General features: G+C 75.4%; 19 protein-coding genes and 1 riboswitch. Of the genes, 13 read left to right on the top strand and 6 right to left on the bottom strand.

The features are described 5' to 3' along the window. The first annotated feature begins 61 nt into the window (after positions 1–61). A complete protein-coding gene (locus ACIBTV_RS23810) occupies positions 62–1,300 on the top strand; it encodes an MFS transporter (RefSeq protein WP_396708184.1) in 1,239 nt (412 codons plus the stop codon). 76 nt (positions 1,301–1,376) lie between these two features. On the opposite strand, the gene ACIBTV_RS23805 is transcribed toward ACIBTV_RS23810, so the two are convergent. After that, complete coding sequence (locus tag ACIBTV_RS23805; protein ID WP_396708182.1) at positions 1,377–2,054, bottom strand: hypothetical protein; 678 nt, start codon at positions 2,052–2,054, stop codon at positions 1,377–1,379. A 122-nt stretch (positions 2,055–2,176) separates the two neighbouring features. Between ACIBTV_RS23805 and ACIBTV_RS23800 the strand changes: the two genes are divergently transcribed. After that, positions 2,177–2,512 (top strand): hypothetical protein, encoded by a 336-nt coding sequence (locus ACIBTV_RS23800; RefSeq protein ID WP_396708180.1) that lies wholly within the window; start codon positions 2,177–2,179, stop codon positions 2,510–2,512. A gap of 112 nt (positions 2,513–2,624) precedes the next feature. On the opposite strand, the gene ACIBTV_RS23795 is transcribed toward ACIBTV_RS23800, so the two are convergent. Further along, the gene (locus ACIBTV_RS23795; RefSeq protein ID WP_396708178.1) at positions 2,625–3,332 is read right to left on the bottom strand and encodes an MBL fold metallo-hydrolase; all 708 of its coding nucleotides are present in this window, start codon (positions 3,330–3,332) and stop codon (positions 2,625–2,627) included. 337 nt (positions 3,333–3,669) lie between these two features. Beyond that, positions 3,670–3,798: riboswitch (cobalamin riboswitch) on the top strand. Between the two features lie 400 nt (positions 3,799–4,198). Here ACIBTV_RS23795 and cobN point away from each other — a divergent pair. The 4 genes from cobN (at position 4,199) to ACIBTV_RS23775 (ending at position 11,739) form a co-directional block, all read left to right on the top strand. Then, positions 4,199–7,867: a cobaltochelatase subunit CobN gene (cobN, locus tag ACIBTV_RS23790; protein ID WP_396708252.1), complete on the top strand. Its 3,669-nt coding sequence runs from the start codon at positions 4,199–4,201 to the stop codon at positions 7,865–7,867. Continuing rightward, a complete protein-coding gene (locus ACIBTV_RS23785; RefSeq protein ID WP_396708177.1) occupies positions 7,864–9,975 on the top strand; it encodes a VWA domain-containing protein in 2,112 nt (703 codons plus the stop codon). The genes cobN and ACIBTV_RS23785 overlap by 4 nt, the downstream gene beginning before the upstream one ends. Beyond that, entirely contained in the window at positions 9,975–10,586 is a 612-nt protein-coding gene (cobO, locus tag ACIBTV_RS23780) for a cob(I)yrinic acid a,c-diamide adenosyltransferase (protein WP_396708175.1), read from the top strand. Before ACIBTV_RS23785 ends, cobO begins: the two co-directional genes overlap by 1 nt. A gap of 64 nt (positions 10,587–10,650) precedes the next feature. Next, positions 10,651–11,739, top strand: coding sequence for a HoxN/HupN/NixA family nickel/cobalt transporter (locus ACIBTV_RS23775; RefSeq protein ID WP_396708173.1), 1,089 nt, complete (start codon positions 10,651–10,653; stop codon positions 11,737–11,739). Positions 11,740–11,755: 16 nt separating this feature from the next. Here the strand turns inward: ACIBTV_RS23775 and crcB are convergent, their stop codons facing one another. The 3 genes from crcB to ACIBTV_RS23760 form a co-directional block, all read right to left on the bottom strand. Continuing rightward, a complete protein-coding gene (crcB, locus tag ACIBTV_RS23770; protein ID WP_396708172.1) occupies positions 11,756–12,118 on the bottom strand; it encodes a fluoride efflux transporter CrcB in 363 nt (120 codons plus the stop codon). Continuing rightward, positions 12,115–12,597 carry a fluoride efflux transporter FluC gene (locus ACIBTV_RS23765; protein ID WP_396708170.1) on the bottom strand — a complete coding sequence of 161 codons (483 nt, stop codon included), beginning with the start codon at positions 12,595–12,597 and terminating at the stop codon, positions 12,115–12,117. The genes crcB and ACIBTV_RS23765 overlap by 4 nt, the downstream gene beginning before the upstream one ends. A gap of 136 nt (positions 12,598–12,733) precedes the next feature. After that, entirely contained in the window at positions 12,734–13,492 is a 759-nt protein-coding gene (locus tag ACIBTV_RS23760; protein WP_396708168.1) for a class I SAM-dependent methyltransferase, read from the bottom strand. Between the two features lie 223 nt (positions 13,493–13,715). Here ACIBTV_RS23760 and ACIBTV_RS23755 point away from each other — a divergent pair, with 223 nt between their 5' ends. From ACIBTV_RS23755 to ACIBTV_RS23740, 4 genes are all read left to right on the top strand, one after another. Further along, complete coding sequence (locus ACIBTV_RS23755) at positions 13,716–14,681, top strand: zinc-binding dehydrogenase (protein WP_396708166.1); 966 nt, start codon at positions 13,716–13,718, stop codon at positions 14,679–14,681. Positions 14,682–14,787: 106 nt separating this feature from the next. Beyond that, the gene (gene paaK, locus ACIBTV_RS23750) at positions 14,788–16,095 is read left to right on the top strand and encodes a phenylacetate--CoA ligase PaaK (RefSeq protein ID WP_396708164.1); all 1,308 of its coding nucleotides are present in this window, start codon (positions 14,788–14,790) and stop codon (positions 16,093–16,095) included. Between the two features lie 31 nt (positions 16,096–16,126). Continuing rightward, positions 16,127–16,537, top strand: coding sequence for a hydroxyphenylacetyl-CoA thioesterase PaaI (gene paaI / locus ACIBTV_RS23745; protein ID WP_396708251.1), 411 nt, complete (start codon positions 16,127–16,129; stop codon positions 16,535–16,537). 156 nt (positions 16,538–16,693) lie between these two features. Continuing rightward, positions 16,694–17,260 carry a dienelactone hydrolase family protein gene (locus ACIBTV_RS23740; protein WP_396708162.1) on the top strand — a complete coding sequence of 189 codons (567 nt, stop codon included), beginning with the start codon at positions 16,694–16,696 and terminating at the stop codon, positions 17,258–17,260. Positions 17,261–17,340: 80 nt separating this feature from the next. Here ACIBTV_RS23740 and ACIBTV_RS23735 read toward each other — a convergent pair whose 3' ends face one another. Further along, positions 17,341–19,602, bottom strand: coding sequence for an adenylate/guanylate cyclase domain-containing protein (locus tag ACIBTV_RS23735; protein WP_396708160.1), 2,262 nt, complete (start codon positions 19,600–19,602; stop codon positions 17,341–17,343). A 193-nt stretch (positions 19,603–19,795) separates the two neighbouring features. Here ACIBTV_RS23735 and ACIBTV_RS23730 point away from each other — a divergent pair, with 193 nt between their 5' ends. From ACIBTV_RS23730 to ACIBTV_RS23720, 3 genes are all read left to right on the top strand, one after another. Continuing rightward, positions 19,796–22,696 (top strand): helix-turn-helix transcriptional regulator, encoded by a 2,901-nt coding sequence (locus ACIBTV_RS23730; protein ID WP_396708158.1) that lies wholly within the window; start codon positions 19,796–19,798, stop codon positions 22,694–22,696. 122 nt (positions 22,697–22,818) lie between these two features. Then, complete coding sequence (locus ACIBTV_RS23725) at positions 22,819–23,589, top strand: DUF5995 family protein (RefSeq protein WP_091589026.1); 771 nt, start codon at positions 22,819–22,821, stop codon at positions 23,587–23,589. 438 nt (positions 23,590–24,027) lie between these two features. Continuing rightward, entirely contained in the window at positions 24,028–26,118 is a 2,091-nt protein-coding gene (locus ACIBTV_RS23720; protein ID WP_396708156.1) for an amino acid transporter, read from the top strand. Positions 26,119–26,274: the final 156 nt, after the last annotated feature.

Raw genomic sequence — 26,274 nt, 5'->3', positions numbered from 1 at the left:
GTGAGAGCGCTCTCACAGGTGGGATGGGGAACAAGCCGTCCGATCGAGAGGAATCCGCCGCGTGAGCTCCGCCGACACCGTCACCGCCGACTCGACGGGCACGTCGACCGTCCCCGTGGCGGTGCGGGCCGCCCGCAACGGCGTCGCCGTCGCGTTCGCTCTCAACGGGCTCGCGGTGGCGAGCTGGTTCTCCCGGGTGCCCGCGGTCCGCGACGGGCTCGGGCTCACCGCTGGTCAGCTGGGCCTGCTGCTGCTGGCCATGTCGGCGGGCGCGTTGTGCGCCATGCCCACCGCCGGGCTGGTCAGCCAGCGGCTCGGCGCGGCCCGTACGGTGGGCGTCGGCACCGTCCTGGTCGCGCTGGGCCTCACCGGCGCCGGGCTGGCCGCCGGGCTCGCCGGATCGGTGGTAGGCGTCGCGGTGAGCCTGTTCGCCTTCGGCTACGGCTCGGGCATCTGCGACGTCGCCATGAACGTCGAGGGTGCGTCGGTGGAGCGGCGCCTCGGCCGTACGATCATGCCGCGCTTCCACGCCGCCTGGAGCCTCGGCTCGGTGGCCGGGGCCGGGCTCGGTGCCGGGGCGGCCCGCGTCAGTCTCCCGGTCGGCGTCCACCTCGCCACGGTCGCGGTGGTGGTGCTGGTCGGCACGCTGGTCGCGGCCCGGCACTTCCAGCCGGCGAGCGCGACCGCGACGGCGGCACCCACTCCGGCCGGGCGGCGGCGTGCCCTGCTCGCCGCCTGGCGTGAGCCACGCACGCTGCTGATCGGGCTGTTGACGCTGGTGATGGCGTTCACGGAGGGCAGCGCGAACGACTGGCTGGCGGTCGCCTTCGTCGACGGTCACGACCTCAGCGAGGCCGCCGGCGCCGCGATCTTCGGCGTCTTCGTGATCGGCATGACCGTCGGGCGCACCGCGGGCACCATCGCCCTGGACCGGTGGGGGCGCGTGCCGGTGCTGACCGGCACCATCCTGCTCGCCGCGGCCGGCGCCACCCTGGCGATCCTGGCCGGGTCGGGGCCGGTGGCCGTCGTCGGGGTCGCGCTCTGGGGCCTCGGCGCGTCGCTCGGCTTCCCGGTGGGAATGAGCGCCGCCGCCGACGACGAGGAGAAGGCCCACGTACGCGTCAGCGTCGTCGCCGTGATCGGCTACACCGCGTTCCTCGCCGGGCCGCCGCTGCTCGGCCTGCTCGGCGACCGGGTGGGCACCCTGCGCGCGTTGCTCGTGGTGCCGCTGCTGCTGGTGCCGACCCTCGCGCTGGTGCCGGCGATCCGCCCGCCGCGCGCCACCGCCCGCCCCGAATAGCGGTGGGTCCCGGTCAGCGAAGGCCCGGCACGGTACGGGTACGCCGCGGACAGCGGCTCACCCCGATCCGCGCGGGTCAGTCGCGTAGCCAGATCCGCAGCGGCCCCACCCGCGTGAACCCGGCCGCGGTCGCCGGGTCGAGGTCGGTCCCGGACTCGTAGCCGACCAGCGCCGCCCCCGGCCGGGCCGCGGCCACCCCGGCCCAGACCTCGGCGACGTCGCCGCCGACGGCGAAGACGTTGGAGACCCCGGTCACCGGGCCGCTGTCGCTGAGCACGGCGCCACCGGTGACCGAGCCGTCGGGCGCGTACCGGGCGAGCACCGCCACCCGCGGATCGGCCAGCAACTCCGGCCGGAACAGCGCGCCACCACCGTGGGCCATCGCCCACGCGGCGAGCCGGTCCGCGCCGGTCACCGGGGCCAGCGTGACGGCGTCGGCGGGCCCGTGAGTCGTCGCTGGCCGGTGGAGCCACTCCGCGGCGAAGAGCACCCGGAAGCCGTACGGTCGCAGGTCGAGGTCGGCGAAGCTGTCCTTCACCGACGCGCCCGCTGCGGCGTCGATCCGGTCCAGCAGGGCCTCGGCGGCCACGCCGGGCCGCAGCGTCACTGCGTCCGGATAGCGGGGCGGGGAGCGGCGCGGCACCGACCAGGCGTCCGCGTCGGTCCGCCCGGACAGGCCGTGGATGGCGCAGACGAGACCGCACCACTGCACGTTGTCGCGCGCCGCCCACGCCACCACCGTCGCCTCGACCACGACCAGACCCTAACGTCGGCGCGGGCGTCGGAGGCCCGGTAATCAGGTCGCTCCCATCCGGCTCGCAGCGGATTGACAGGGACAGGTGCTGCACTGGGAGGCACGTGAGGAGAGGAGCGGACATGGGCTGGTTCAACCGGCGGTCGCGCGCCGCCGACGGGACCCCGACGAAGCTGGACCGGGAGGCGACCCGGGACGACTTCGCCGCGCTGGAGGCGTTCGTCATCAGCCGTCGGGGCGTGGAGTTCTACCTGGAACCGGAGACCACGGCAACCGACACCACGGTGGTGGCGATCGCCCACGACGGCGAGTGGATCCGACGGCGCACCGGCTCGCCACGGGCGGCGGCCGACCTCGCCCGCCGGCACGCCGTCCCCCTCTACGAGGCGGCCCGCACCGGCTACCCGGAGCGGATGCGCGCCTGGAACCGGGCCCACCCGGAGCGCCGACTCCGCTGACCCGGGCGCTGGTCGGCAGCCCAGCGGGCGGCCGCTGAGCGCCCGGCGGAGTGGGTCGCTGAGCGCGCGGCCGGGTGGGTCGCTGAGTGTGGTCCCGGCGTGGCCGGTGGACTCAGGCCGCCTCGACCACCGCCCGGGCCTCGTCCCAGGTCATCGGCTCACCGTGGCTCGACACGTACCACTGGTAGCCGTCGTCGAGCAGGCGGCGCACCAGCGCGAGGTCGGGTCCGTCGTCCGGGCCGCGCAGGTGGGCCGGCGGCGGGTAGAAGCAGTCGCCGAGCAGCATGACCCCGGAGTCGGGCACCAGCACCACCGTCGAGTCGGGCGCGTGCGCGCCGCCGACGTGCCGCAGCCGTACGCCGACCGGCAACTCGTCCTCGTCGGTGAAGGTGCGGGTGGGCGGCAGGATCAGGAAGTCGTCCCAGGAGTCGACCGCCAGCGCGCGGGCCCGGAAGCTCGGCGCGAGCCTCGGATCGGCTCGCACCTGGTCGCGCAGATAGCGGTGGCTCCACGGTCGGGCCGCCTCCGCCCGGAGCAGGTCGGCGCCGGTCACGTGGCCCACGATCTCCACGTCGGGCCAGGCGACGGCTCCCCAGACGTGGTCCCAGTGGTGGTGGGTGTAGACCAGCCAGCGTGGCGGCGCAAGCCCGGCGGCGTCCAGCGCGGCCCGGATCTCCCGGGCGTGCGCGGGGCTCTGACCCGCGTCGATCATCACACTGCCGCGGTCGTCGGCCACCACGGCGACGCCGGCCTGGACGGCCTCCGGGTCCGGGTCGCCGGGGCAGAGCCAGACCCGGCCGGCGAGATGGTGGAAGCGCACCGTGCTGATGGCCGTCGTCCTCCCGCTCGGGCCCGGGCCGATCGCCCGGCGTCGGCCAGATCGTACGCGCGCGGGGTGGCGAACCGTGTCCCGCCAGCGCTGACGCCCGCCCCGGCCGCCCGCCGCGCGTCCTGCGTCGCGCGCGAAGCCGGACGCCTCGCCGCTGCCCCGGCCGGCGTGGGCGACGGACGGTTGGCATCGACGCCCGGCACCGTCCACACCGGCTGTTCGCGCCAAGCCATCGACTGTTGCCCATCGGTTGGCGGTGCGGTGACGATCGGGGCGCCGTTGACCACTGTCGGACGGGTGTGGCAGCATTCGCGGCCTGACGGCAGTGAAGGAAGCCGGTGCGATTCCGGCGCGGTCCCGCCACTGTCACCGGGGAGCGATCCCCCCTCGTGAGCCACGACCGTCGTGTGCGGTTGGAAGGCCGGGGGTGAGCGTCGATCCGGGAGCCAGGATACTTCGGCCGTCGGGATGTGACCCCAGGGCGTGGAGACCCGAGGAGGACCCGATGACGCACTGCGTCCGCAGCGCCGCCGGCCATCGCCGTGAACGGCCCGCACCCAGCACCGCACCCACGCACCGCCGCGCCGGCCGCCGCCGGCCCGGGCGACTCGCCGCCGACGTGCCCCGGCCCGCCGTCGCCGGCCCGGCACGGCCCGCCCGCGCCCGCGCGCGCCGATCCGCCGACGCGGCGACCGGCCGCCGCGCTTCCTGACGTCCACCGCGCCCGTCGACGCCCGTCGGCGGTGATCCGGCGGACGCGCGCGACCACGTCGCCGCCCGTCCGCTGATCCGCACCCATCCCGCCCCGTCCGGCGACCCGTCGGCCGGCTGGGGCGTCCCCTTCCCCGGAGCCTGCCCTGCGTACCCTGCTGCTCTCCACCGCCGACACCGACCTGCTGGCCGCCCGGGCCAGCGGCGCCGACTACCGGCTCGCCAACCCCGCCCGCCTCGACGCCGACGCCGTGCCCGCGCTGCTCGACGGCGTGGACCTGGCCGTCGTACGGCTGCTCGGCGGTCGCCCGGCGTGGCCGGACGGGCTCGCCGCGGTGCTCGCCTCCGGCGTACCCACGGTGGTGCTCGGCGGCGAGGCGGTGCCCGACGCGGACCTCATGGCGGCGTCCACGGTGCCGTCCGGGGTGGCCACGCAGGCGCTCGCGTACCTGGTCGAGGGTGGGCCCGCGAACCTCGCCCAACTGGCCCGGTTCCTCTCCGACACGGTGCTGCTCACCGGGGAGGGCTTCGCCGCGCCGTCGCCCACCCCCACCCACGGCGTGCACGGCGACCGCCCCGCGCGAGCGGACCGCCCGACCATCGGGATCGTCTTCTACCGGGCGCACGCCCTCGCCGGCAACACCGGGTTCGTCGACACCCTCGCCGACGCGGTCGAGGCGGCCGGGGCCAACGCCCTGCCGATCCACTGCGGATCGCTGCGCGGGCTGACCGCCGGCGACGGCCCGTACGACCTGCTCGCGCGCTGCGACGCGTTGCTGGTCACCGTCCTCGCCGCGGGCGGCACCGTCGCCGCCGACGCCTCCGGCGGCGGTGACGAGGACGCGTGGGACGTCGGCGCGCTCGCCGCGCTGGACGTGCCGGTGATCCAGGCGCTCTGCCTCACCAGCACCCGCGAGCAGTGGGCCGGCTCGGACGCGGGACTGTCCCCGCTGGACGCCGCGATGCAGGTGGCCGTCCCCGAGTTCGACGGCCGGATCATCACCGTGCCGTTCTCGTTCAAGCGGATCGACCCCGACGGCCTGTCGGTGTACGTCGCCGACCCGGAGCGCGCCGCCCGCGTCGCCGGGATCGCCGTACGCCAGGCCCGGCTGCGCGGGCTGCCGAACGGCGACAAGCGCGTCGCCGTCGTGCTCAGCTCGTACCCGACGAAGCACTCCCGGGTCGGCAACGCGGTCGGCCTGGACACCCCCGCCTCGGCGGTGCGGCTGCTCGCCCGGCTCGCCGAGGCCGGCTACCACCTCGGCGACGGGCCGGTTCCCGACGACGGGGACGCGCTGATCCACGCGCTGATCGCGGCCGGCGGCCACGACGTCGAGTGGCTCACCCCGGATCAGCTCGCCGCCGCGCAGGCCCGGGTGCCGGGCGAGGTCTACCGACGGTGGTTCGAGCAGGTCCCGCGGGGGCTGCGCGAACGGATGCGGGAACACTGGGGGGAGCCGCCCGGCGAGCTGTACACCGACGGCGGCGACGTGGTGCTCGCCGGGCTGCGCTTCGGCAACGTGGTGCTGCTCATCCAGCCACCGCGCGGCTTCGGCGAGAACCCGATCGCCATCTACCACGACCCGGACCTGCCGCCGAGCCATCACTACCTGGCCGCGTACCGCTGGCTGGCGGCGCCCGTCACGGACGGCGGCTTCGGCGCGGACGCCGTGGTGCACCTCGGCAAGCACGGCACCCTGGAGTGGCTGCCCGGCAAGGGACTCGGCCTCGCCGCCGACTGCGCCCCGGACGCCGTCCTCGGCGACCTGCCGCTGGTCTACCCGTTCATCGTCAACGACCCCGGCGAGGGCACCCAGGCCAAGCGCCGCGCGCACGCCGTGGTCGTCGACCACCTGGTGCCGCCGATGGCCCGCGCCGAGACGTACGGCGACCTGGCGAAGCTGGAGCAGCTGCTCGACGAGTACGCCACCGTCCAGGCCCTCGACCCGGCCAAGGTGCCCACCGTGCGGGCGCAGATCTGGTCGCTGGTGCGCGCCGCCGAACTGCACCACGACCTGCACGCCGACGAGATGCCCGACGCCGACGACTTCGACGACTTCGTGCTGCACCTCGACGGGTACCTGTGCGAGGTCAAGGACGTGCAGATCCGCGACGGCCTGCACGTGCTCGCCGAGGCGCCGCGCGGCGAACCCCGGGTCAACCTGGTCCTCGCGGTGCTGCGCGCGCCGCAGGTGTGGGGCGGCACCCGCGCCCTGCCGGGCCTGCGGCAGGCCCTCGCCGCCGCCCACGGCCTCGACGAGGCGGCGCTGCTCGCCGAGCCCGGCGCCCGGCTGGCCGTGCCGGCGGCGCTCACCGACACCGTGGACGGCCCGGCGGCCACCGCGGCCGACGCGGTCGACCTGATCGAGGCCCTGGCCCGCCGGCTCGTCGTCGCCCTGGAGACCCTCGACTGGGATCCCACCACGGTCGACGCGGTCGTCACCGAGGTCACCGGCCGGGAGCTCCCGGACGCCGCCGCGGTGCTCCGCTTCGCCGCCACCGAACTCGTACCCCGGCTGGACCGGACCACCGACGAGCTGACCCACACCCTGGCCGCCCTCGACGGCCGGTTCGTGCCGCCCGGGCCGTCCGGCTCGCCGACCCGGGGCCTGGTCAACGTGCTGCCCACCGGCCGCAACTTCTACTCCGTCGACCCGAAGGCGATCCCCAGCCGCAACGCCTGGGACGTCGGGGTCGCCCTCGCCGACTCGCTGCTGGCGCGCCACCTCGCCGACACCGGCGGCTACCCGCGCTCGGTCGGGCTCACCGTCTGGGGCACCAGCGCGATGCGGACCCAGGGCGACGACATCGCCGAGGTCCTCGCCCTGCTCGGCTGCCGGCCCACCTGGGACGACCGGTCCCGCCGGGTCACCGGCGTGGAGGTGGTGCCGCTGCCGGAGCTGGGCCGGCCCCGCATCGACGTCACCGTCCGCATCTCCGGCTTCTTCCGCGACGCGTTCCCGCACGTCGTTGCCCTGATCGACGACGCGGTGCGGCAGGTCGCCGCCCTCGACGAGCCGGCCACGGAGAACTACCTGAAGGCGCACGTCGACGCCGACGTGGCCGAGCACGGCGACGTACGCCGGGCCACCGCGCGGATCTTCGGCTCGAAGCCCGGGGCGTACGGGGCGGGGCTGCTGCCGCTCATCGACGCCCGGAACTGGCGCAGCGACGCCGACCTGGCCGAGGTGTACGCGGTCTGGGGCGGCTACGCCTACGGCCGGGGGCTGGACGGGCGGGAGGCGCGGGCCGACATGGAACGCTCCTTCGCCCGGATCACCGTGGCGGTGAAGAACCAGGACACCCGCGAGCACGACATCGTCGACTCCGACGACTACTTCCAGTACCACGGCGGGATGGTGGCGATGGTCCGGCACCTCACCGGCGCCGCGCCGGCCGCGTACGTGGGTGACTCGGCGATGCCGCACGACGTGCGCACCCGGACGCTGGGCGAGGAGACCCGCCGGGTGTTCCGCGCGCGGGTCGTCAACCCGAAGTGGATCGCCGCGATGCGCCGGCACGGCTACAAGGGCGCGTTCGAGCTGGCCGCGACCGTGGACTACCTCTTCGGCTACGACGCCACGGCGGGCGTGGTCGACGACTGGATGTACGAGCACCTCGCCGCCGCGTACGTCTTCGACCCGACCACCCGGGCCTTCCTGGAGGAGTCGAACCCGTGGGCGCTGCGCGGCATCACCGAGCGGCTGCTGGAGGCCGCCGACCGGACGCTGTGGGCCGAGCCCGATCCGGCCACCCTCGACCGGCTCCGCGAGACGTACCTGACCACCGAGGGTGACCTGGAGGACCGGGCATGACGTTCCCGTTCAGCGCGGTGCTCGGCATGGACGACATGCGCCTGGCCCTGCTGCTCAACGCGGTCAGCCCGGCGATCGGCGGGGTGCTGGTCCGGGGCGAGAAGGGCACCGCCAAGTCCACCGCCGTCCGGGCCCTGGCCACCCTGCTGCCCCCGGTCGACCACGTCACCGGCTGCCGCTTCGCCTGCGACCCGGCCGCACCCGACCCGGGCTGCCCGGACGGGCCGCACCCGCCCGGCACCGTCGCCGAGCGTCGCCCCGCCCGGCTGGTCGAGCTGCCGGTCGGCGCCGCCGAGGACCGGGTCGTCGGGTCGCTCGACCTGGAGCAGGCCCTCGCCGCGGGCGTACGCGCCTTCGAACCCGGCCTGCTCGCCGCCGCGCACCGCGGCGTGCTCTACGTCGACGAGGTCAACCTGCTCCACGACCACCTGGTGGACCTGCTGCTCGACGCGGCCGCGATGGGTCGCAGTCACGTCGAGCGCGAAGGCGTCTCGGTCAGCCACGCGTCCCGGTTCCTCCTGGTCGGCACCATGAACCCGGAGGAGGGGGAGCTGCGGCCGCAGCTGCTCGACCGGTTCGGGCTCACCGTCGAGGTCGGCGCGAGCCGCGACCCGGCCGTACGCGTCGAGGTGGTCCGTCGCCGGCTCGCCGCCGACGCCGACCCGGCCGGCTTCGCCGCCCGCTGGGCCGACGCGGACGCCGACATCGCGCGGCGGGTCGCCGCGGCCCGCGACCGGCTCGGCCGGGTGCTGCTGCCCGACGCCGCGTTGCGGCAGATCGCCGAGGTCTGCGCCGCGTTCGACGTGGACGGCATGCGCGCCGACATCGTCACCGCCCGTACCGCCATCGCCCACGCGGCCTGGCACGGCCGGGACCGGGTCACCGTGGACGACGTGCGGGTGGCCGCGCGGCTGGCTCTGCCGCACCGCCGCCGCCGTGACCCCTTCGACACCCCCGGGCTGGACCAGAAGCGGCTCGACGAGGCCCTGGACCGGGCACCCGACGACCCGGACGACGACCCGCCGGGTGGCCCCGGTGGTGGGACGCCGCCGGATCCGTCCGGCGGCCCGGGCGACGGCGGCGGTTCCGGCTCACCGGAGCGCCCGGAAGCCGACGACGACGCCGGGCGGGGATCGACGCCGGACCCCGGGGGCGCCGACCAGCGCGGGCCCGACGCGGGTCCGCGCGAAAACCACGCCGACGGGTCGAGCGGCGCCGGTGACGACGCCGACGCGTCCGGGGCCACCGGCCCGGACGCCGCGGGCGGCCCCGCCGACGCGTCGGCCGACGCCCAGCCGGTCGCCGCACCGCAGCGCGGGCTCCGCGCACGCCTGCTCACCGCACCCGGTGTCGGGGACGGCGTGCCCGGCCGGCGGTCCCGGGCCCGCACCGGCCGGGGCCGCACCACCGGCGCCCGGGTGCCCACCGCCGGACGGGCCGGGGTCCTGCACCTGCCCGCCACCGTCCGGGTCGCCGCCCCGTACCAGGTGGCCCGGGGGCGGGAACGCGGCCCGCTGCGGCTGCGCCCCGCCGACGTCCGGGAGGCGGTCCGCGAGGGGCGCGAGGGCAACCTCGTGCTGTTCCTCGTCGACGCGAGCGGGTCGATGGGCGCCCGGCAGCGGATGGGCGCCGTCAAGGGCGCGGTGCTCGCCCTGCTCACCGACGCGTACCAGCGCCGGGACAAGGTCGCGGTGGTCGCGTTCCGGGGCGCCGGGGCGCAGACCGTGCTGCCGGCCACCTCGTCGGTGCTGGCCGCGTCCGCCCGGCTGGGGGAGCTGCCGACCGGCGGTCGTACGCCGCTGGCCGAGGGCCTGCTCGCGGCGGCCGAGCTGCTGCGTGTCGAGCGGCTGCGCGATCCGCGTCGCCGCCCCCTGGTGCTGGTGCTCACCGACGGGCGGGCGACCGCCGGGGCGCGTCCGCTGGACCGGGCTGCCCGGGCGGCGGCCGTGCTCGCGGCCACCGGCGCGCCCTGCGTGGTCGTCGACTGCGAGTCCGGCCCGGTCCGCCTCCACCTCGCCGAGCGACTGGCCGCCCAGCTCAACGCCCCGCTGCACCCCCTCACCTCGCTCACCACCCTCGCCACCCGCACCCGAAGGAGCGCCGCCTGATGCCGCAGGGGAAGCCGACGCACGTACCCGCCGACGGGCTCACCACCCGGCAGCGCCGCAACCGCCCGCTGCTACTCGTCCACACCGGACAGATGAAGGGCAAGTCGACGGCCGCGTTCGGGCTCGCGTTGCGCGCCTGGACCGCCGGACTGCCCGTCGGGGTGTTCCAGTTCGTCAAGAGCGCCAAGTGGCGGGTGGGGGAGGAGAGCGCGTTCCGCGCGCTCGGCGAGGTCCACGAGCGCACCGGCCAGGGCGCCCCGGTGGCCTGGCACAAGATGGGTGAGGGCTGGTCGTGGATTCAGCGCGGCGGCGAGGCCGACCACGCCGCGGACGCCCTCGAAGGCTGGCGGCAGATCCAGCGTGACCTGGCCGCGCAGCGTTACGGGCTCTACGTGCTCGACGAGTTCACCTACCCGATGAAGTGGGGCTGGGTGGACGTCGACGAGGTGGTCGACACCCTCGCCAACCGGCCCGGGTTCCAGCACGTCGTCATCACCGGGCGGGACGCCGACCCCCGGCTGGTCGAGGCCGCCGACCTGGTCGCCGAGCTGACCAAGGTGAAGCACCCGATGGACGCCGGCCAGAAGGGCCAGAAGGGCATCGAATGGTGACACCGCGGCCCCGGTGACCACCGTCCCCACCCGGCGTCCCGCGCCACCTGACCGGAGGAGTCCGATGACCTCGACCACCCTGACCACCACACCGCCGGTGGGCCGCTGGCGTCGCGCCGAACGGGTCCGTCTCGGCGGCATCGTGCTCGCCGTCGCCGTGCTGCACGTGGCCGGCTGGAGCCTCTACCTGTACTGGAACAACCAGCCGGTGGCCGCCGGCGGGCTGGCCGGCGCGGGCACGCTCGCGTACGTGCTCGGGGTGCGGCACGCCTTCGACGCCGACCACATCGCGGCGATCGACGACACCACCCGGCTGATGCTGCTGCGCGGCCGGCGACCGGTCGGCGTCGGCTTCTTCTTCGCGCTCGGGCACAGCGCCGTGGTGCTCCTGCTGGCCCTGGTGGTCGGGCTCGCGTCGGCGAACGTGACCGGCCCTCGGCTGGCCAGCTTCCGCGAGGTCGGTGCGACCGTCGCGATCGTCACCGCCACCGCGTTCCTGGCGCTGGTGGCGCTGCTCAACGCGGCGGTCCTCGCCGGGCTCGCGCGGCTGTGGCAGCGGCTGCGTCGCGGCGAGCTGGACGAGCGCGAACTCGACCTGCACCTGCTCAACCGGGGCCTGGTGCAGCGGGTCCTCGGCTCGCGGGCCCGCTCCCTGGTCCGATCCTCGTGGCACATGGCGCCGGTCGGGTTCCTCTTCGGCCTCGGCCTGGAGACCGCCAGCGAGGTCACCCTGCTCGCGCTGTCGGCGAGCACCGCCGCCGGTGGGGGCCTGCCCGTGCTGGCGCTGCTCACGCTGCCGCTGCTCTTCGCCGCCGGCATGTCCGCCATGGACACCGCCGACAGCCTGCTCATGAGCCGGGCCTACTCGTGGGCGTACCGGCACCCGGCCCGGCGGCTCTACTACAACCTGGCCACGACCGGCGTGACCGTCCTCGTCGGCGGCGTGGTGGCCAGCGTCTACGGGGCGGGGCTGCTGGCCGAGCACCTGGACGTGCGGGTGCTCGCCGGGTACGCCGGTGTCGCCGACCACTTCGAGCAGCTCGGCTACCTGGTGGTGGGGCTGTTCGTGGTGTCCTGGGTCGCGGCGGTGGCGCTGTGGAAGCTGCGCGGCTACGACCGCCGCTACGGCGGGACGCAGCCGACCGGCGATTGACGGCGGCCGGCGGGTCTCAGCCGGTGAACGCCCGCGCCAGGGCGTAGCCGGCGCTGGCGGCGGCGAGCCCGGCGGCGAGGCTGCCGAACACGTTGGCCAGGGCGGGCAGCCGGTCGCCGGCCCGGGCCAGCCCCAACGTCTCGTAGCTCAGGGTCGACCAGGTGGTGAGCGCGCCGCAGAAGCCGGTGCCGAGCAGCGCGGTCACCGCCGGGCCGGTGGGCAGCCCGACGACGACCCCGAGCACGAGCGACCCGATCACGTTGACGGTCAGCGTGCCCCACGGGAAGGCGGACCCGAACCGGGCCTGCACGGCCCGGTCGGTGAGGTAGCGCAGTGGCGCGCCGACGGCCGCGCCGATCGCGACGAGCAGCACGGTCACCGGGTGCGCCGATCGTCGCGTCCGAGCAGTCGTCCGGTGAGGGCGTCGCCGACCCAGACGGCGACGAGCGCGCCCACCAGGGTCGCCGCCAGGTAGGCGAGGGCCACCCCGGGCGCTCCCGCCGCGAGGGCCAGCCGGATGTCGACGACGTACGTGGAGAAGGTGGTGAAGCCGCCGAGGATCCCGACGCCGAGGAACGGTCGGGCCAGTGGCGGCCCGCCGTCGTGGTGCCGGAGCACCGCCATCAGCACGCCGATCAGCAGGCAGCCGGTGACGTTGATGCCGAGGGTGGCGCCGGGGAAGCCCGTCGGGCCGTGCGGGAAGGCGGCCTGGAGGCCGGCGCGGGCCAGTGCCCCGAGCACCCCGCCGGCGGCGATCGCGGCGAGCACCGCCGCCGGCCGCGCTCCGAGTTCCCGCCGGTCACGCCCGACGGCCAGATCGACGTCCGGGTCCACCCGCCGTCCGTCGGACTCCACCACCTGCTACTCCCGCCCCCCGCCCGTCATCACCGCGATCTTGCGGTTTCGGCCCGTGACGAGTCCGTTCTGTCGCGGATGTCGGGGCGCGATGTGCAAGATCGCGGGAGGTCAGGATATGCCGGCCACGGTGGGGCGGTCAGCGGAGTCCGACTACTGCCGCGTCCGCGCCGCCGCGCCAGAGGGTGCCGACCTCGGTGAAGCCGGCGTCGGTCAGCGCGGCGAGGTGCCAGGAGACCGGCGGAATCCACTCCGGACCGTGTCCGGCCGGGTAGATCGCGTGCCGGCGCTCGACGAGCGGGGCCAGGGACGGGTCCGCGCCGGCGCGCTCCCACCAGTCCGACCACGACGCAACTGCGCCGGCGGCGTACCGGGCGGCGCGGCGGGTCTGGGCCCGGGCGGTGAGCCGCTTGGTCAACTCGGGCAGCGCGTCGTCGGGCATGTGGTCGGCGTTGGCCAGGATGCCACCGGGGCGCAGCACGCCGCGGATCTCCGCGTAGAGCCGGGTGAGTCGGTCGGCGGGCAGCCAGTGCAGGGCGGTGGCGGTCAGCACTGCGTCGTACTCGCGGTGGGGCAGCGCAGCGGTCCAGTCGGGGCGGCCGAGGTCGGCGGTGACCACCGTGGCGCGGCTGGCGAGGGACGCCTCCGCGATGGCCAGTAGCGCCGGGTCGAGGTCGACCAGGGTCACGTCGGCGCCGGGGAAGCGCGCCAGCGTTCGCAGGGAGATGGTGCCGGTGCCGCCGGCCAGGTCGAGCAGGCGGGGCGGCGCGCCGTCGGTGACCGCGTCGACCGCGTCGAGCAAGGCGGTGAACCGGTGTTCCCGGTCGGGCAGGTACGCCTCCTGCTGCCGGTCCCAGCTCTCCTGCCACGCCGCGGCGTCGGTGATGTGAGGACTCATGACGGAGAGGCTAGTGACGTCCCGAGTCGACAGTCCAGGGCTTGTTGCAAAGAATTTGCGATTAGGAAAGAGTGGCAGGGCGATGATCGGCCGCGAGGTCCGGGCGCCGTCCGGCCCCCGCTTGGTCACCCGCCGTACGCGCGGACGCGACCGCCGGTTTGACCTCAACCCCGCTTCACCGTTCAGGCTGGGTCCTGTACGACCGAGCGAGGCGGAGGACGACGTGCGGGTGATCGAGGTGGGGGCGTTCGGCGGCCCGGAGGTGCTGACGCTGACCGAGGTGCCGGAGCCGGTGCCCGGGCCGGGTGAGCTCCTGCTGCGGGTGGCGGTCGCCGACGTGCTCTGGGTGGAGACGGCGATCCGACGCGGCCTCGGCGGAACGTACTTCCCCGTCACCCCGCCCTACCGCCCGGGCGGGGGCGTGGCCGGGACGGTCGAGGCGGTCGGCGTCGGCGTCGACCCGGCCTGGACCGGCCGGCGCGTCGTCGCTCGCACCGACGAGCGCGGCGGCTATCTGGAACGCGCCGTGGTGTCCGCCGACGCCACCCTCCCGGTCCCCGAGGAGGTGTCGCTGGCCGAGGCCGCGGCCCTGCTGCACGATGGGGTGACCGCCGCCGGGCTGTGCGACCTCGTGCCCGTACGCCCCGACGACCGGGTCCTCGTCACCGCCGCGGCGGGCGGGCTGGGCGCGCTCCTCGTGCAGCGGGCCCGCGCCGCCGGCGCGTACGTCGTGGCGGCCGCCCGGGGCGAGACCAAGCGTGCGGCGCTGTACCGCCTCGGCGCCGACCTGGCCGTCGACTACGCCGAGCCGGGCTGGACCGCGCGGGTCCGGGCGGCGACCGGCGGCTTGGACGTGGTCCTCGACGGCGCCGGCGGCGACTACGGCCGGGCCGCGTTCACCCTGCTCCGCGACGGCGGCTGGTTCTCCGCCCACGGCACCCCGGCCGGCGGGTTCGCCGTGCCCGACGAGACCGACGCGCGGACCCGGGGCGTCACCGTGGTCGGCATCGCCGACGTGCGGTTCACCCCCGAGCAGCGGCTCCGGTACCTGCGGGACGCCCTCGACGCGGCGGCGACGGACGGGATCCGACCCCTCATCGGTCAGACGTTCCCGCTGGAGCGGGCCGCGGACGCGCACCGGGCGATCGAGGACCGCTCGACGATCGGCAAGACCCTCCTCGTCGTCTGACCGCCGCCCGCCGACCCGTGCGGCGGCGCCGGCCGGGGTGGGCGTACGGTACGCGGACCGGCGGGCGCGGTGCCGAGGCGTCCACCGTCGCCGTGCAGGAGGAACGATGCGGGATCGCACCCCACGCCCCGAGGACCTGGAGCCCATCGAGCGGGCCGGCGTCGACGAACTGCGGTCGGTGCAGCGCGAGCGGCTGCGCTGGTCGCTGCGGCACGCGTACGACAACGTGCCCCACTACCGGCGTGCGTTCGACGCGGCGCAGGTACACCCGGACGACCTGCGCGACCTCGACGACCTGGCTCGCTTCCCGTTCACCGGCAAGGCGGAGCTGCGGGAGAACTACCCGTTCGGCATGTTCGCGGTGCCCCGGGAGCAGATCGCCCGGCTGCACGCCTCGTCCGGCACCACCGGCCGACCCACCGTCGTCGGCTACACCCGCGCCGACCTGACCACCTGGGCCCGCCTGATGGCCCGGTCGATCCGCGCCTCCGGTGGGCGACCGGGCGACCGGGTGCACGTCGCCTACGGCTACGGCCTGTTCACGGGCGGCCTGGGCGCGCACTACGGGGCCGAGGAGTTGGGCTGCACCGTCATCCCGGTGTCCGGTGGCATGACCGAGCGGCAGGTCATGCTGATCCGCGACTTCGAGCCCGAGGTCATCATGGTCACCCCCAGCTACATGCTGGCCATCGTCGACGAGATGGAGCGTCAGGGCGTCGACCCGCGTACCACCTCCCTGCGGGTGGGCATTTTCGGCGCGGAGCCGTGGACCGAGGACATGCGCCGGGAGATGGAGCAGCGCCTCGACATGCACGCCGTCGACATCTACGGCCTCTCCGAGGTCATGGGCCCCGGCGTGGCCAACGAGTGCGTCGAGACCAAGGACGGCCTGCACCTGTGGGAGGACCACTTCTACCCGGAGATCATCGACCCGGTCACCGGTGCGGTGCTGCCCGACGGGGAGCGGGGCGAGCTGGTGCTCACCTCGCTGACCAAGGAGGCGATGCCGGTCGTCCGCTACCGCACCCGTGACCTGACCCGGCTGCTGCCGGGCACCGCCCGGCCGATGCGCCGGATCGAGAAGATCACCGGACGCACCGACGACATGATGATCGTCCGCGGGGTCAACGTGTTCCCGACCCAGATCGAGGAGCTGATCCTGCGAACCCCGGAGCTGTCCCCGCACTTCCAGTGCGTCCTGGACCGGCAGGGCCGGATGGACACCCTCACCGTCCGGGTCGAACGGCGCACCGGGGTGGCGCTCGACGCGGCGGAGCGGGCCGGCGCCGCCCTGGTCGAACTCGTCAAGAACACCGTCGGGGTGAGCGTGGCCGTCGACGTGATCGCCCCGGACGGGGTGGAGCGGTCCATGGGCAAGATGCGGCGGATCGTCGACCAGCGGCGGGCGGGCTGACGTGGGCGGGGAGCCCAACGCCGCGTACGACATGTTCGACGCCGACCTGGCCTCACGCGGGCTCGGCATCGAGCTGGTCGAGGCCGCCGACGGCGCGGCGGTGGCCCGGATGCGGGTCGCCGCCGACATGGTGAACGGTCACGCCATCGCCCACGGCGGCTTCGTCTTCCTGCTCGCCGACACCGCCTTCGCGCTGGCCTGCAACAGCTGGGGACCGGTCACCGTCGCGGCCGGCGGAGAGATCACCTTCGTCCGGCCGGCGCGCGCCGGTGACCTGCTGACCGCCCGCGCCACCGAGCGCACCCGCTACGGCCGCAGCGGCATCTACGACGTCACCGTCACCCGCGACGACGGCGAGGTGATCGCCGAGTTCCGGGGACGCAGCCGCACCCTCGCCACCCGGCCGGAGGGGCGCGCCGACTCGTCGCCGCCCGCGGGCTGAACCCCGGCCCCGCTCACGGGGCACGCCGGGGGTCGAGCCGGTCGCGCGTCTCGCAGCGCTGCGGCTGACCGGACCCGACGCGGGCCTGGCAACCGGCGGCACACCGGCCCGGCCCGGCGGCTCGCCGACGCCGCCCGGCTGCGGCACGATGATCCGATGCCATCCGTCGTGCTGTTCCACTCCGTGTACGGGCTGCGGCCCGCCGTCCTGGCCGCCGCCGACCGGCTGCGCGCCGCCGGGCACCAGGTCGTCACCCCCGACCTGTACGGCGTACCGCCCGTCGACAGCGTCGAGGACGGGTTCGCCCTGCTGGAGACGATCGGGCGGGACGTGGTGCTCGACCGGGCGCGCGACGCGGTCGAGGAGCTGCCGGCGCGTACCGTGCTGGCCGGCATGTCCATGGGCGCCGGGATCGCCGGAGCCCTGCTCGCGGAGCGTCCCGAGACCGCCGGGCTGCTCCTCCTGCACGGCTCGGGTGGCTCACCGGAGGCCGTCCGCCCCGGCCTGCCCGTCCAGCTGCACCTCGCCGACCCGGATCAGTACGAGCCGCCGGAGGAGCTCGACGAGTGGTCGCAGGCGATGACGGCGGCGGGCGCCGCGCTGGAGGTCTTCCGCTACCCGGGTGCCGGTCATCTCTTCACCGACCCGGGGGTGCCCGACCACGACCCGGCGGCCACCGCGGCGACCTGGGCCCGCGTCCGGTCCTTCCTCGACGCCCGCTGACCGACCGGCTGCCACCTCCGCCGACCCGACCCGACCGGGCGCGGCTGCGCATCCGGCTCGCCGCCGAGGCCGCCCGCCCGTCAGGCGGCCGCCCCCGAGAGCGCCGCCACCCCACCACCGGGGGCGGGTCCGGGCGTCGACCGACGCCACGACGGCGGCACCGGATGGCCGTCCCGGGCCGCGCCGGGCGCTCGCCGTCGCACCTTCGGCACCGACGACCGGGCGGTCCAGGCAGGCCCCGCGACCGCCGTCAGGAGCACGCCGGCCGTTGCCGCCCCGATCCCGTCACGTCGCGCCGAACCGGCCGACGGCGTGGTCCTCCCGTCCCCCTCGCGGCGCGCCGAGTCCGCCGCAGGAGCGGTCATGGGCGTGCCGCGTACCGCGGTGGGGAGCCGGACCGAGGGCCGGGACCACCCCGGTGGGCGCGGCGCCCGCTCCGGTGCGAGGGTCGCTGGGCGGCCCGCCACGACCGTCAGGTGCCGACCGGCGGCGGTCGCGGGTGCCGACCCGGGTTCGGCCCGGTCGACGCGCGCCTGCGGCGGGGGAGCACCGTGGTTCGGGTCGGCCACGCGCGGCGGCGCGCACCGGGCACCGCCGGGCCGGCGGGGCGCCGTCGGCTCGACGTCCGCGCCGCGCGCGGCGAACACCGCCCGCGTCCGGCGCGGCAGGCGCCCGGCGGCGACGCGGCGCAGCGCCGGCGTCGCGATCGCGTACGTGCCGGCGGTGCGGGCAACGAGGAGTCCGGCGTCGACCAGGGACCGCAGCAGCGGCAGCATCTCGTCGGCCGTCCGGCCGAGCAGCCGGGCCACGGCCGTCGGGGTGAACCGGGCGTCGAGGGTGGCCGCGGCCATGACGACGGCGCGTCCCATGCCGGAAAGCCGGTCCAGTTCGGCCGCGGCCGCCCGGTGCAGCGACTCGGGCAGCGGCGTGGTGCGCGGGTCCTCGCCGTCCACGAGGGAGCGGACGTAGGCGACGGCATGGCCGGGTCGGCCGCCGACCAGCGGGAGCAGCCGGTCGACCAGGGACACCGGCCGGCCCGCGCGGGTCAGCAGGTGGCGCAGCAGCCGCCCGGTCTGCACCGGGGCGAGCGGGCCCACCGTCACCACGCTGTGCCGGTGCGGCGCCACCAGCGCGCCCGCCCGGTCCGGACTGTGCAGCGCGACCACGGCCAGCGGGAGGTCGCGCGCCGCGGCCGCGGTGAAGAGGCGGTGCAGGAACCGGTCGACCGCGGGCGTGGCACGGTCCGAGTCGTCCACGGCCACGACGACCGGCCCGCGCGCGGCGAGGCGCAGCAGCACCTCCTGGCACCAGCCGGCCCCGGCGGCCGCGTCGGCGCTGCCGTCCGGCGCGGCGAGCAGCCGCTCCAGCGCGGAGAGCGCGGCCGTTAGCCGGCTCGGCGGGAGCAGCCCGGCCAGCAGGGCGGCCAGCCGGTCGCGGACCGCCGGGTCGCCGGCCCGGACGCCCACGAGCCCGCGTAGCAGGTCGGCCACCGGGGCCAGCGGCTGCTCCGGGTACGGCGGGCAGGCCGTCACGCACCAGCGGACCGGCACCCCGTCCACCGTGTCGACCGCCTGGGTCAGCTCGTGCAGCAGTCGGCTGCGTCCGCTGCCCGCGGGGCCCACCAGCGCGACCCAGCGTGGGCTGCGTTCGCGGACGGCCCGCACGATCTGGTCCCGGGCGCCGGCGAGTTCGCGGCGGCGCCCGACCAGCGGCCCGTCGTGTCGGGGCAGGGGCGGTGCGGCCGCGCCGACCGCGTGCCAGACGTCCATCGGCGGCACCCGGTTGGGCACCGTCACCGGGGCGAGTCGGCGCTGCGTGACCAGGCCGGCCGTGGCGCGGTGGGTGGCCGCGCAGAGGGCCACCGCGCCGGGCGCCGCGCACCCCTGAAGGCGGGCCGCCGTGGTGATCACCGCGCCGCTGGCGACGCCGTGCCCGCCGGTGCGGGCCGCGGCGAGGTCGACGACGGCCTCACCGGTGGCGACGCCCACCCGCACCCGGACCGCGGTGCCGTCGACCAGGGGACGACCATCGAGCGCCTTCTGGATCTCCAGGCCCGCCCGCACCGCCCGGTACGCGTCGTACCCGTCCGACTCGCGCGCGCCGAACAGGGCCATGACGGCGTCGCCGACGTACTTCTCCACGACGCCGTGCCAGCGCCGCAGCACCCGTCCGACGGTGTCGAAGTACGCCTGTTGCAGCGCCCGCACGTCCTCCGGGTCGAGCCGGTCCACCAGCGCGGTGGAGCCGACGATGTCGACGAACAGGACAGTGACCGTCCGTCGTTCCTCCGGAACCGGCCAGCGTGGCGACGGGACCGGTGGCCCGGCGACGGTCGTGGACATCGGCTCCCACCTGCCTTTCCCCTGGTGATTGGCTGACGACCTCCGGAGACTCGCACCCCTGGGCCGACGGGGGATCCGTAGGACGACGTATGTCTGACCTCCGCAACCTTTGGTCGCAATGTCGACGCGAGGAGTACCACATGCGGGAAGTGGCCGTAGAACAGTGCGGGGACGTGTGATTAGGCTTCCTGCCATGGCCAGCGATGTGGACACTGCACCACTCGTCGGCCGGGCCGACCTGCTGCGGGAGGTCCGGTCGGCGCTGCTCGACGATCTCGCGCAGGGGCACACCGCGGCCGTCTTCCTCACCGGCGAGAGCGGCGTGGGCAAGACCCGCCTGCTGCGTGAGGTGAGCGCGCGGCTGCGCGAGGGCGGCGCCCTGGTGCTCACCGGGTCCTGCCTGGACATCGGCGACGCCTCACCCCTGCACCCGCTGCTGCAGGCGCTGCGGCGTTTCGACGCCGAGCTGACCGCCGCGCAGGCCCGCACCTCCTCCGCCGTGCGCGGACTGCTGCAGATGTTCGCCGACGAGACCGGCGGGCCGGACGGCGCGGGCGCGCTGCTGGAGCGGGTCTCCCGCGGCCTGCACCTCATCGCCGAGGGCCGGCCCCTCGTGCTGGTGCTGGACGACCTTCAGTGGGTCGACCGCAGCACTCGCCAGCTGCTGCTCTACCTGCTCGCCGGCCTGGGCGACCTTCAGCTCTCCGTGCTCGCCGCGGTGCGGGCCGAGTCGCTGCAGGGCGCGCATCCGCTGCGCCGGGTGCTCACCGAGCTGCGCCGACTGCGGACGGTGCGCGTGCGTGACCTGATGCCGTTGGACCGGGCGGACACCGAGCAGTTGGCGGCGGCCGTGGTCGGCCGGCCGCTCGCCGCCGAAGCCGCCGAGCAGGTGTGGCGGCGCAGCGGCGGCAACCCCTTCGTCATCGAGGAGCTGGCCCGCGACCTGCGCGACGGCCGCGACGGGCTGTCCGACACCCTGCGGGAGATCTTCCTGGCCCGGGTGGACGCGTTACCCCAGCACGCCCACGCGGTCGTCCACGCCGTCGCGGCCGGCGTGGAACCGGTCGACCACTGGCTGCTGGCCCAGGTGGTGCGGCTGCCCGAGCAGGAGCTGATCGAGGCGGTGCGGGCCGCCGTCGCGCACCGGCTGCTGGTGAGCGCCGACGACGGCTACCGGCTGCGCCACCGGCTGGTCGCCGAGGTCCTGGTGGACGAGCTGCTGCCGGCCGAACGGTCCGGCCTGCACCGCCGCTACGCGGAGGCGCTCACCTCGGCCGAGGCGGAGCTGCACCAGGCCCGGCTGGCCCATCACTGGCGGCTGGCCGGCGAGCCGGCGCGGGCGCTGCCCGCCGCGATGGCCGCGGCGCAGGAGGCGGAGCGTCTGCACGGTTACACGGAGGCGCACCGGCACTGGTCGGCGGCGTTGCAACTGGCCGACGCCCCGACCGGCGGGCCACTCGAGGTCGACCGGGCGGAGCTGCTGGGGCACGCGGCCGAGGCGGCCCACCACAGCGGCGAGCACGCCCGCGCGCTGGCTCTGCTGGAGGAGCTGGCGCGGGACAACGGGATGTCGTCCTGCGCGCTGCACATCCGGCGGGCCCGCTATCTGGCCGCCGCCGGCCGCTCGGCGCTCGCCGAGACGGAGTACGAGCGGGTGCTGGAAGCGCCGGACTGCACGCCCCGCGAGCGGGCCACGGCGGCCGCCCACCTGGCGGAGCTGCTGCTGCACCTCGGCCGGTACGCCGACGCCGGTCAGCGCGCACGCGAGGCGCTGGACCTGGCGGCCGTGGTGGAGGGCTCGACGACCGAGGTGGTCTTGGCGAGTTCGGCGCTGGGCTTCAGCGAGGCGTACCTGGAGGACCCGGACGCCGGCCTCGCGGTGATGCGCCGTGCGCTCGCCACCGCCGAGCGGTCCGGGCGGCCGGAGGACGTCGCGTTCGCGTACCTGCACCTCGCCGAACTGCTCACCGGCCCGCTCAACATCCTGGAGGAGGGTGTGGTGGTGGCCCGCCGGGGTGCCGAGCGGGTCGCCGAGCTGGGGTTGGGGCGCACCTGGGAGACCCGGCTGCTGGCCATCGCCACCAACGGACTGTTCCGGGTCGGGCAGTGGGCCGAGGCGGAGAAGGTGGTCGCGGCCGCGCTGCGGCACCGCCCGTCCGGCGCGGACGCGGTGGAGCTGCTGCTGGCCCGCTGCCGCCTCTCGGTCGGCTACGGCGACATCGAGGCCGCCGATCGTGATCTCGACTCGGTGGCGACCGTGCTCGCCGGTGGTGGCGCCCGGCACGTGATTCCGCTGCTGACCCTGCGCGCCGGCCTGGCCATGTGGCAGGGGCGGCACGACCTCGCGCGGCAGGCGGTGCAGCGCGGCCTCACCGAGATCCGCTCCGACGACGTGGGGATCCTCGCCGCGCTGGTCTGGCACGGCCTGCGCGCCGAGGCCGAGGCGCACGCCAGCCGGACGGTGGCGGTCGACGAGACGGCGGTGCGGCGGCTGCGCGACGTGGCCGACCGGGTGGCGCGCAAGAGCGAGAAGGCCGCGCGGCCGGTCCGCGACGTGGTCGACGGCTTCCTGGCGCTCTGCGCAGCCGAGGTGGGCCGGTTGAACGGCAACGACCCGGAGCTGTGGGCCCGGTCGGTGGTCGAGTGGGAACGCCGCAACCACCCCTACCCGGCGGCGTACTCGCGGCTGCGGCAGGCTGAGGCGCTGCTGGCCCGGCGCAGCCGGGTGGCGACCGCCGGCAAGCTGCTGCGCGAGGCCTACCAGGTGGCGCAGGGCCTCGGCGCGGTGCCGCTGACGTCGGAGATCAAGACGTTGGCCGTTCGGGCGCGCGTCGCGCTGGACGAGCGCGAGCAGCCGGGCGGTCGGGACGCGACGGAGTCCCGGTCGGCCGACGACGAGCTGGCGGTGCTCACCGCGCGGGAGCGGGAGGTGCTCGCCGCGGTGGCCGAGGGGTTGACCAACAAGGAGATCGGCCAGCGGCTGTTCATCAGCGAGCGGACCATCGGCGTGCACGTGTCGCATATCTTCGACAAGCTCCAGGTCCGTACGCGCGTCCAGGCCAGCGCGATCTACCTACGTAACGGCCGAGGCTGAGCCCGGCGCGTTCGCGCGTGTACGTATACGTCGTTCTACTGATCCGGCGGACAGTGTCGGCTGGAAGGCTCTGCCCTGTCGCCAGCGGCGCCGAGGTGCCGTCGACCACCTGTGGAGGAGAGATGACCGAACCGGTCTGGGGGCCCGTGCATCGGGACATCGTCGACCTGCTCGCCGATCACCCCGCTGACGTGCCGGCGGTGGTCGACCACCTCACCAAGCTCCAGGACATGCTGGTGCGGCTTCCGCCGCTGCTCGACAGCTGTCCACTGGCGGACTTCAACAAGCTCTACCTGACCATCACCACGACCGTGCTGGACGGGCTCTACGACGACCGCTTCGTCGACCCGGTGTTCCTGTCCCGGCTGGACGTGGAGTTCGCCGCCCGTTACTTCGACGCGCTGCGGCTCTGGACCGACTCCAGCCCGGGCACCCCGAAGGCGTGGTCCTGCCTGTTCGAGCGGATGCGCGGCCCGGACGCCCGTCCACTGCCGTCGGCCGCGGCCGGGGTCAACGCGCACATCAACTTCGACCTGCCGTTCGCGCTGGTCACCACGTTCGCCCACCTGGAGTCCGAGCCGGTCGACGGCAGCGACCAGCACCGCGACTACCTGGAGATCAACAACATCTTCGCCGAGAAGATCCCCGGGTTGCGGCGGGGCTTCCTGGAGCGGTGGCAGCTGCTCATCGACATGCTCAACGGCGACATCGACGACTGGTACCAGGGTGAGCTGGTCGAGTACACCCGCGATGTCGCCTGGCGTAACGCGCAGAAGATCTGGCGGTGCCGGCACGACCCCACCGCCCACGAGTGTGAGCGCGCGCGGCTGGATGACACCGCGTCCGCGCTCGGCCGGCTGCTTCTCTCGCCCCTCGGGGCGTTCCTGCAGTAGCCGGGACGGGGGGTTCCCGCGTTCCGTCCGGGGGGCGGAACGCGGGGACACGTACCGCGGGGGCGCCCGGCGCGACGACCGGGCGGTCGGCGATCCCCACCGACCGGCGCGTCCGCCGTCACGGGGGCGGCGGACGAGCCGGGGGACGCCGTGATTGGTCCCACGGGGGACCGGAGGGCCGGCCGGCCCGGGGGGTGTCGGCCGGCCCGCACCGTGCCCGCCCCAGCTCGGCCGCACCGTGCCCGCCCGCCCCAGGCCGCCCCGCACCGTGCCTGCCCGGGTCGCACGGCGCTCTGGCTGCCGGGATCCGTCCGCACCGGGTCGCCCACCCAAGGTCCCAGCCGACGCCGACCGGTGGTCCCGGCTTCCCCGTTCCGCCCGGCGGTGCCAGATCAACCGCCTACCGTCGTGGCAGGGACTCCGAGGTGGGACGGGAGCATGACTGAGGAGCACGAGGCGCAACCGGGTCGTGCCCGTCGGCGCCGGCAACGGCCGGCCGGGCCGGACCCGGCGCTGCGCGCCGCCCGCGACCCCAGCCGCCCCGAGCCCAGCGGCCGACGCGTCACCGTCCCGGAGTGGGTGCCGAGCCCGGGGCGCGCCGCGCCGCCGCCGGGTCCGCTGCGCCGGTGGCTGTTCCGGCACCGGGTGCCGCCCGTCGGCCCGGAGGCGACGGAGGGGCAGACGCCGTCGCACCCGTGGTGGCAGGTCATGTGCCTGACCGGCGTCGACTACTTCTCGACCCTGTCGTACCTGCCCGGCATCGCGGCGGTCGCCGCCGGGGCGCTCTCCCCGGTCGCGACGCTGCTCATCGTCGCCCTCACGCTGGCCGGCATGCTGCCCATGTACCGCCGGGTCGCCCGGGAGAGCCCGCACGGGCAGGGTTCGGTGGCGATGCTGGAGCGGCTGCTGCCGTTCTGGCGGGGCAAGTTCTTCGTGCTGGTCCTGCTCGGCTTCGTGGCCACCTCGTGGATCATCACGATCACGCTCTCCTCGGCGGACGCGACCGTACACCTGTTGGAGAACCCCTATCTGCCCGCGGGCGCCGACAATCAGACGGCGGCCGTCGCGGTCACGGTCGCGCTGCTGCTGATCCTGGGCGGGGTGTTCCTACTCGGCTTCCGTGAGGCGGTGGTGGTGGCCATTCCGCTGGTCGCCGTCTTCCTGGTGTTGAACGCCGTGATCGTCGCCGTCTCGATCGTCCGGATCGGCGAGGACCCGGCGCCCCTGTCGGACTGGACCCGGGCGCTCGGCGACGTCGGCGGCGCCGGCGACCTGGTCCTCACCGCCGCGCTCGCCTTCCCGCTGCTGGTGCTGGGGCTGTCCGGTTTCGAGACCGGCGTGAGCATGATGCCGCTGGTCTCGGCCCGCGGCGCGGACACCGAGGCGAGACTGGCGGCCCGGATCCGCAACACCCGCAAACTCCTCACGACCGCCGCGTTGATCATGTCGGTGTACCTGCTGCTGAGCACCTTCGTCACCACCGCGCTCATCCCACCCGAGGAGTTCCAGCCCGGTGGCGCGGCCAACGGGCGGGCCCTCGCCTTCCTCGCGCACACCCACCTCGGGGAGCATTTCGGCACCGTGTACGACATCAGCAGCGTGCTGATCCTGTGGTTCGCGGGCGCCTCGGCGATGGCCGGGCTGATCAACATCGTGCCCCGCTACCTGCCGTCGTACGGGATGGCACCGGAGTGGGGCCGCGCGGTGCGTCCGGTCGTGCTGGTCTACACCCTCGTGAGCGTCGTGATCACGTTGGCCTTCCGGGCGGACGTGAACGCGCAGGCCGGCGCGTACGCCACCGGCATCCTGGCGATGATGGTCTCCGGTGCGGTCGCGGTGACCATCTCCGCGGCCCACCACAACCACCGCGTCGCCGCCGCCGGCTTCACCGTGCTCACCCTGGTGCTGCTGTACGCGCTGGGTGACAACATCGTCGAACATCCCGACGGCATCGCCATCTCCGGCCTGTTCATCCTGGGGATCATCGTGGTCTCGCTGATCTCCCGGGTGTCCCGGACCACGGAGCTTCGGGCCGAGCGGATCGAGTTCGACGAGCCGGCCCGCCGGTTCCTCGCCGAGTCGCTGGCCCACGACGGACGCCTGCACCTGATCGCCAACAAGCGGCACAGCGGGGCGGTCAAGGAGTACACGGTCAAGGAGCGGGCGCAGCGCGGGATGAACCCGGTGCCCGGTGCCGCGGACGTGCTCTTCCTGGAGATCGATGTGATCGACCCGTCGGAGTTCAGCCGGGTCCTGCGGGTGCAGGGGGTGGAGGTGGGCGGGTTCCGGGTGCTGCGGGCCGGCAGCCCGGCGGTGCCGAACGCGATCGCGGCGATCCTCCTGGCGCTGCGGGACGTGACCGGCGTCCGGCCGCACGCGCACTTCGAGTGGTCGGAGGGGAGCCCGTTGGCGCATCTGCTGCGCTACCTGATCCTCGGGCGGGGCGACACGCCGCCCGTCGTGCGGGAGATCATCCGTCGGTCCGAGCCCGACCCCGCCCGTCGTCCCGGCATCCACGTCGGCGGCTGACGACCGCGCCGCTGCCCGACGGGTGGCAGACACGAATGGTACGACTATTCACGTCCAGAACTCCTTGTCCGGATTGGCCTCTTATCGTGACGTCTGGTGGGTCGACGGCCTGTCGCTCATCCCGCGCCCGATTGTCGGCGCGGTCGTGCCAGGCAG

Source organism: Micromonospora sp. NPDC049366 (assembly GCF_044466625.1).
GTDB lineage: Bacteria > Actinomycetota > Actinomycetes > Mycobacteriales > Micromonosporaceae > Micromonospora.
This window is presented reverse-complemented; position numbering and strand designations above follow the sequence as displayed.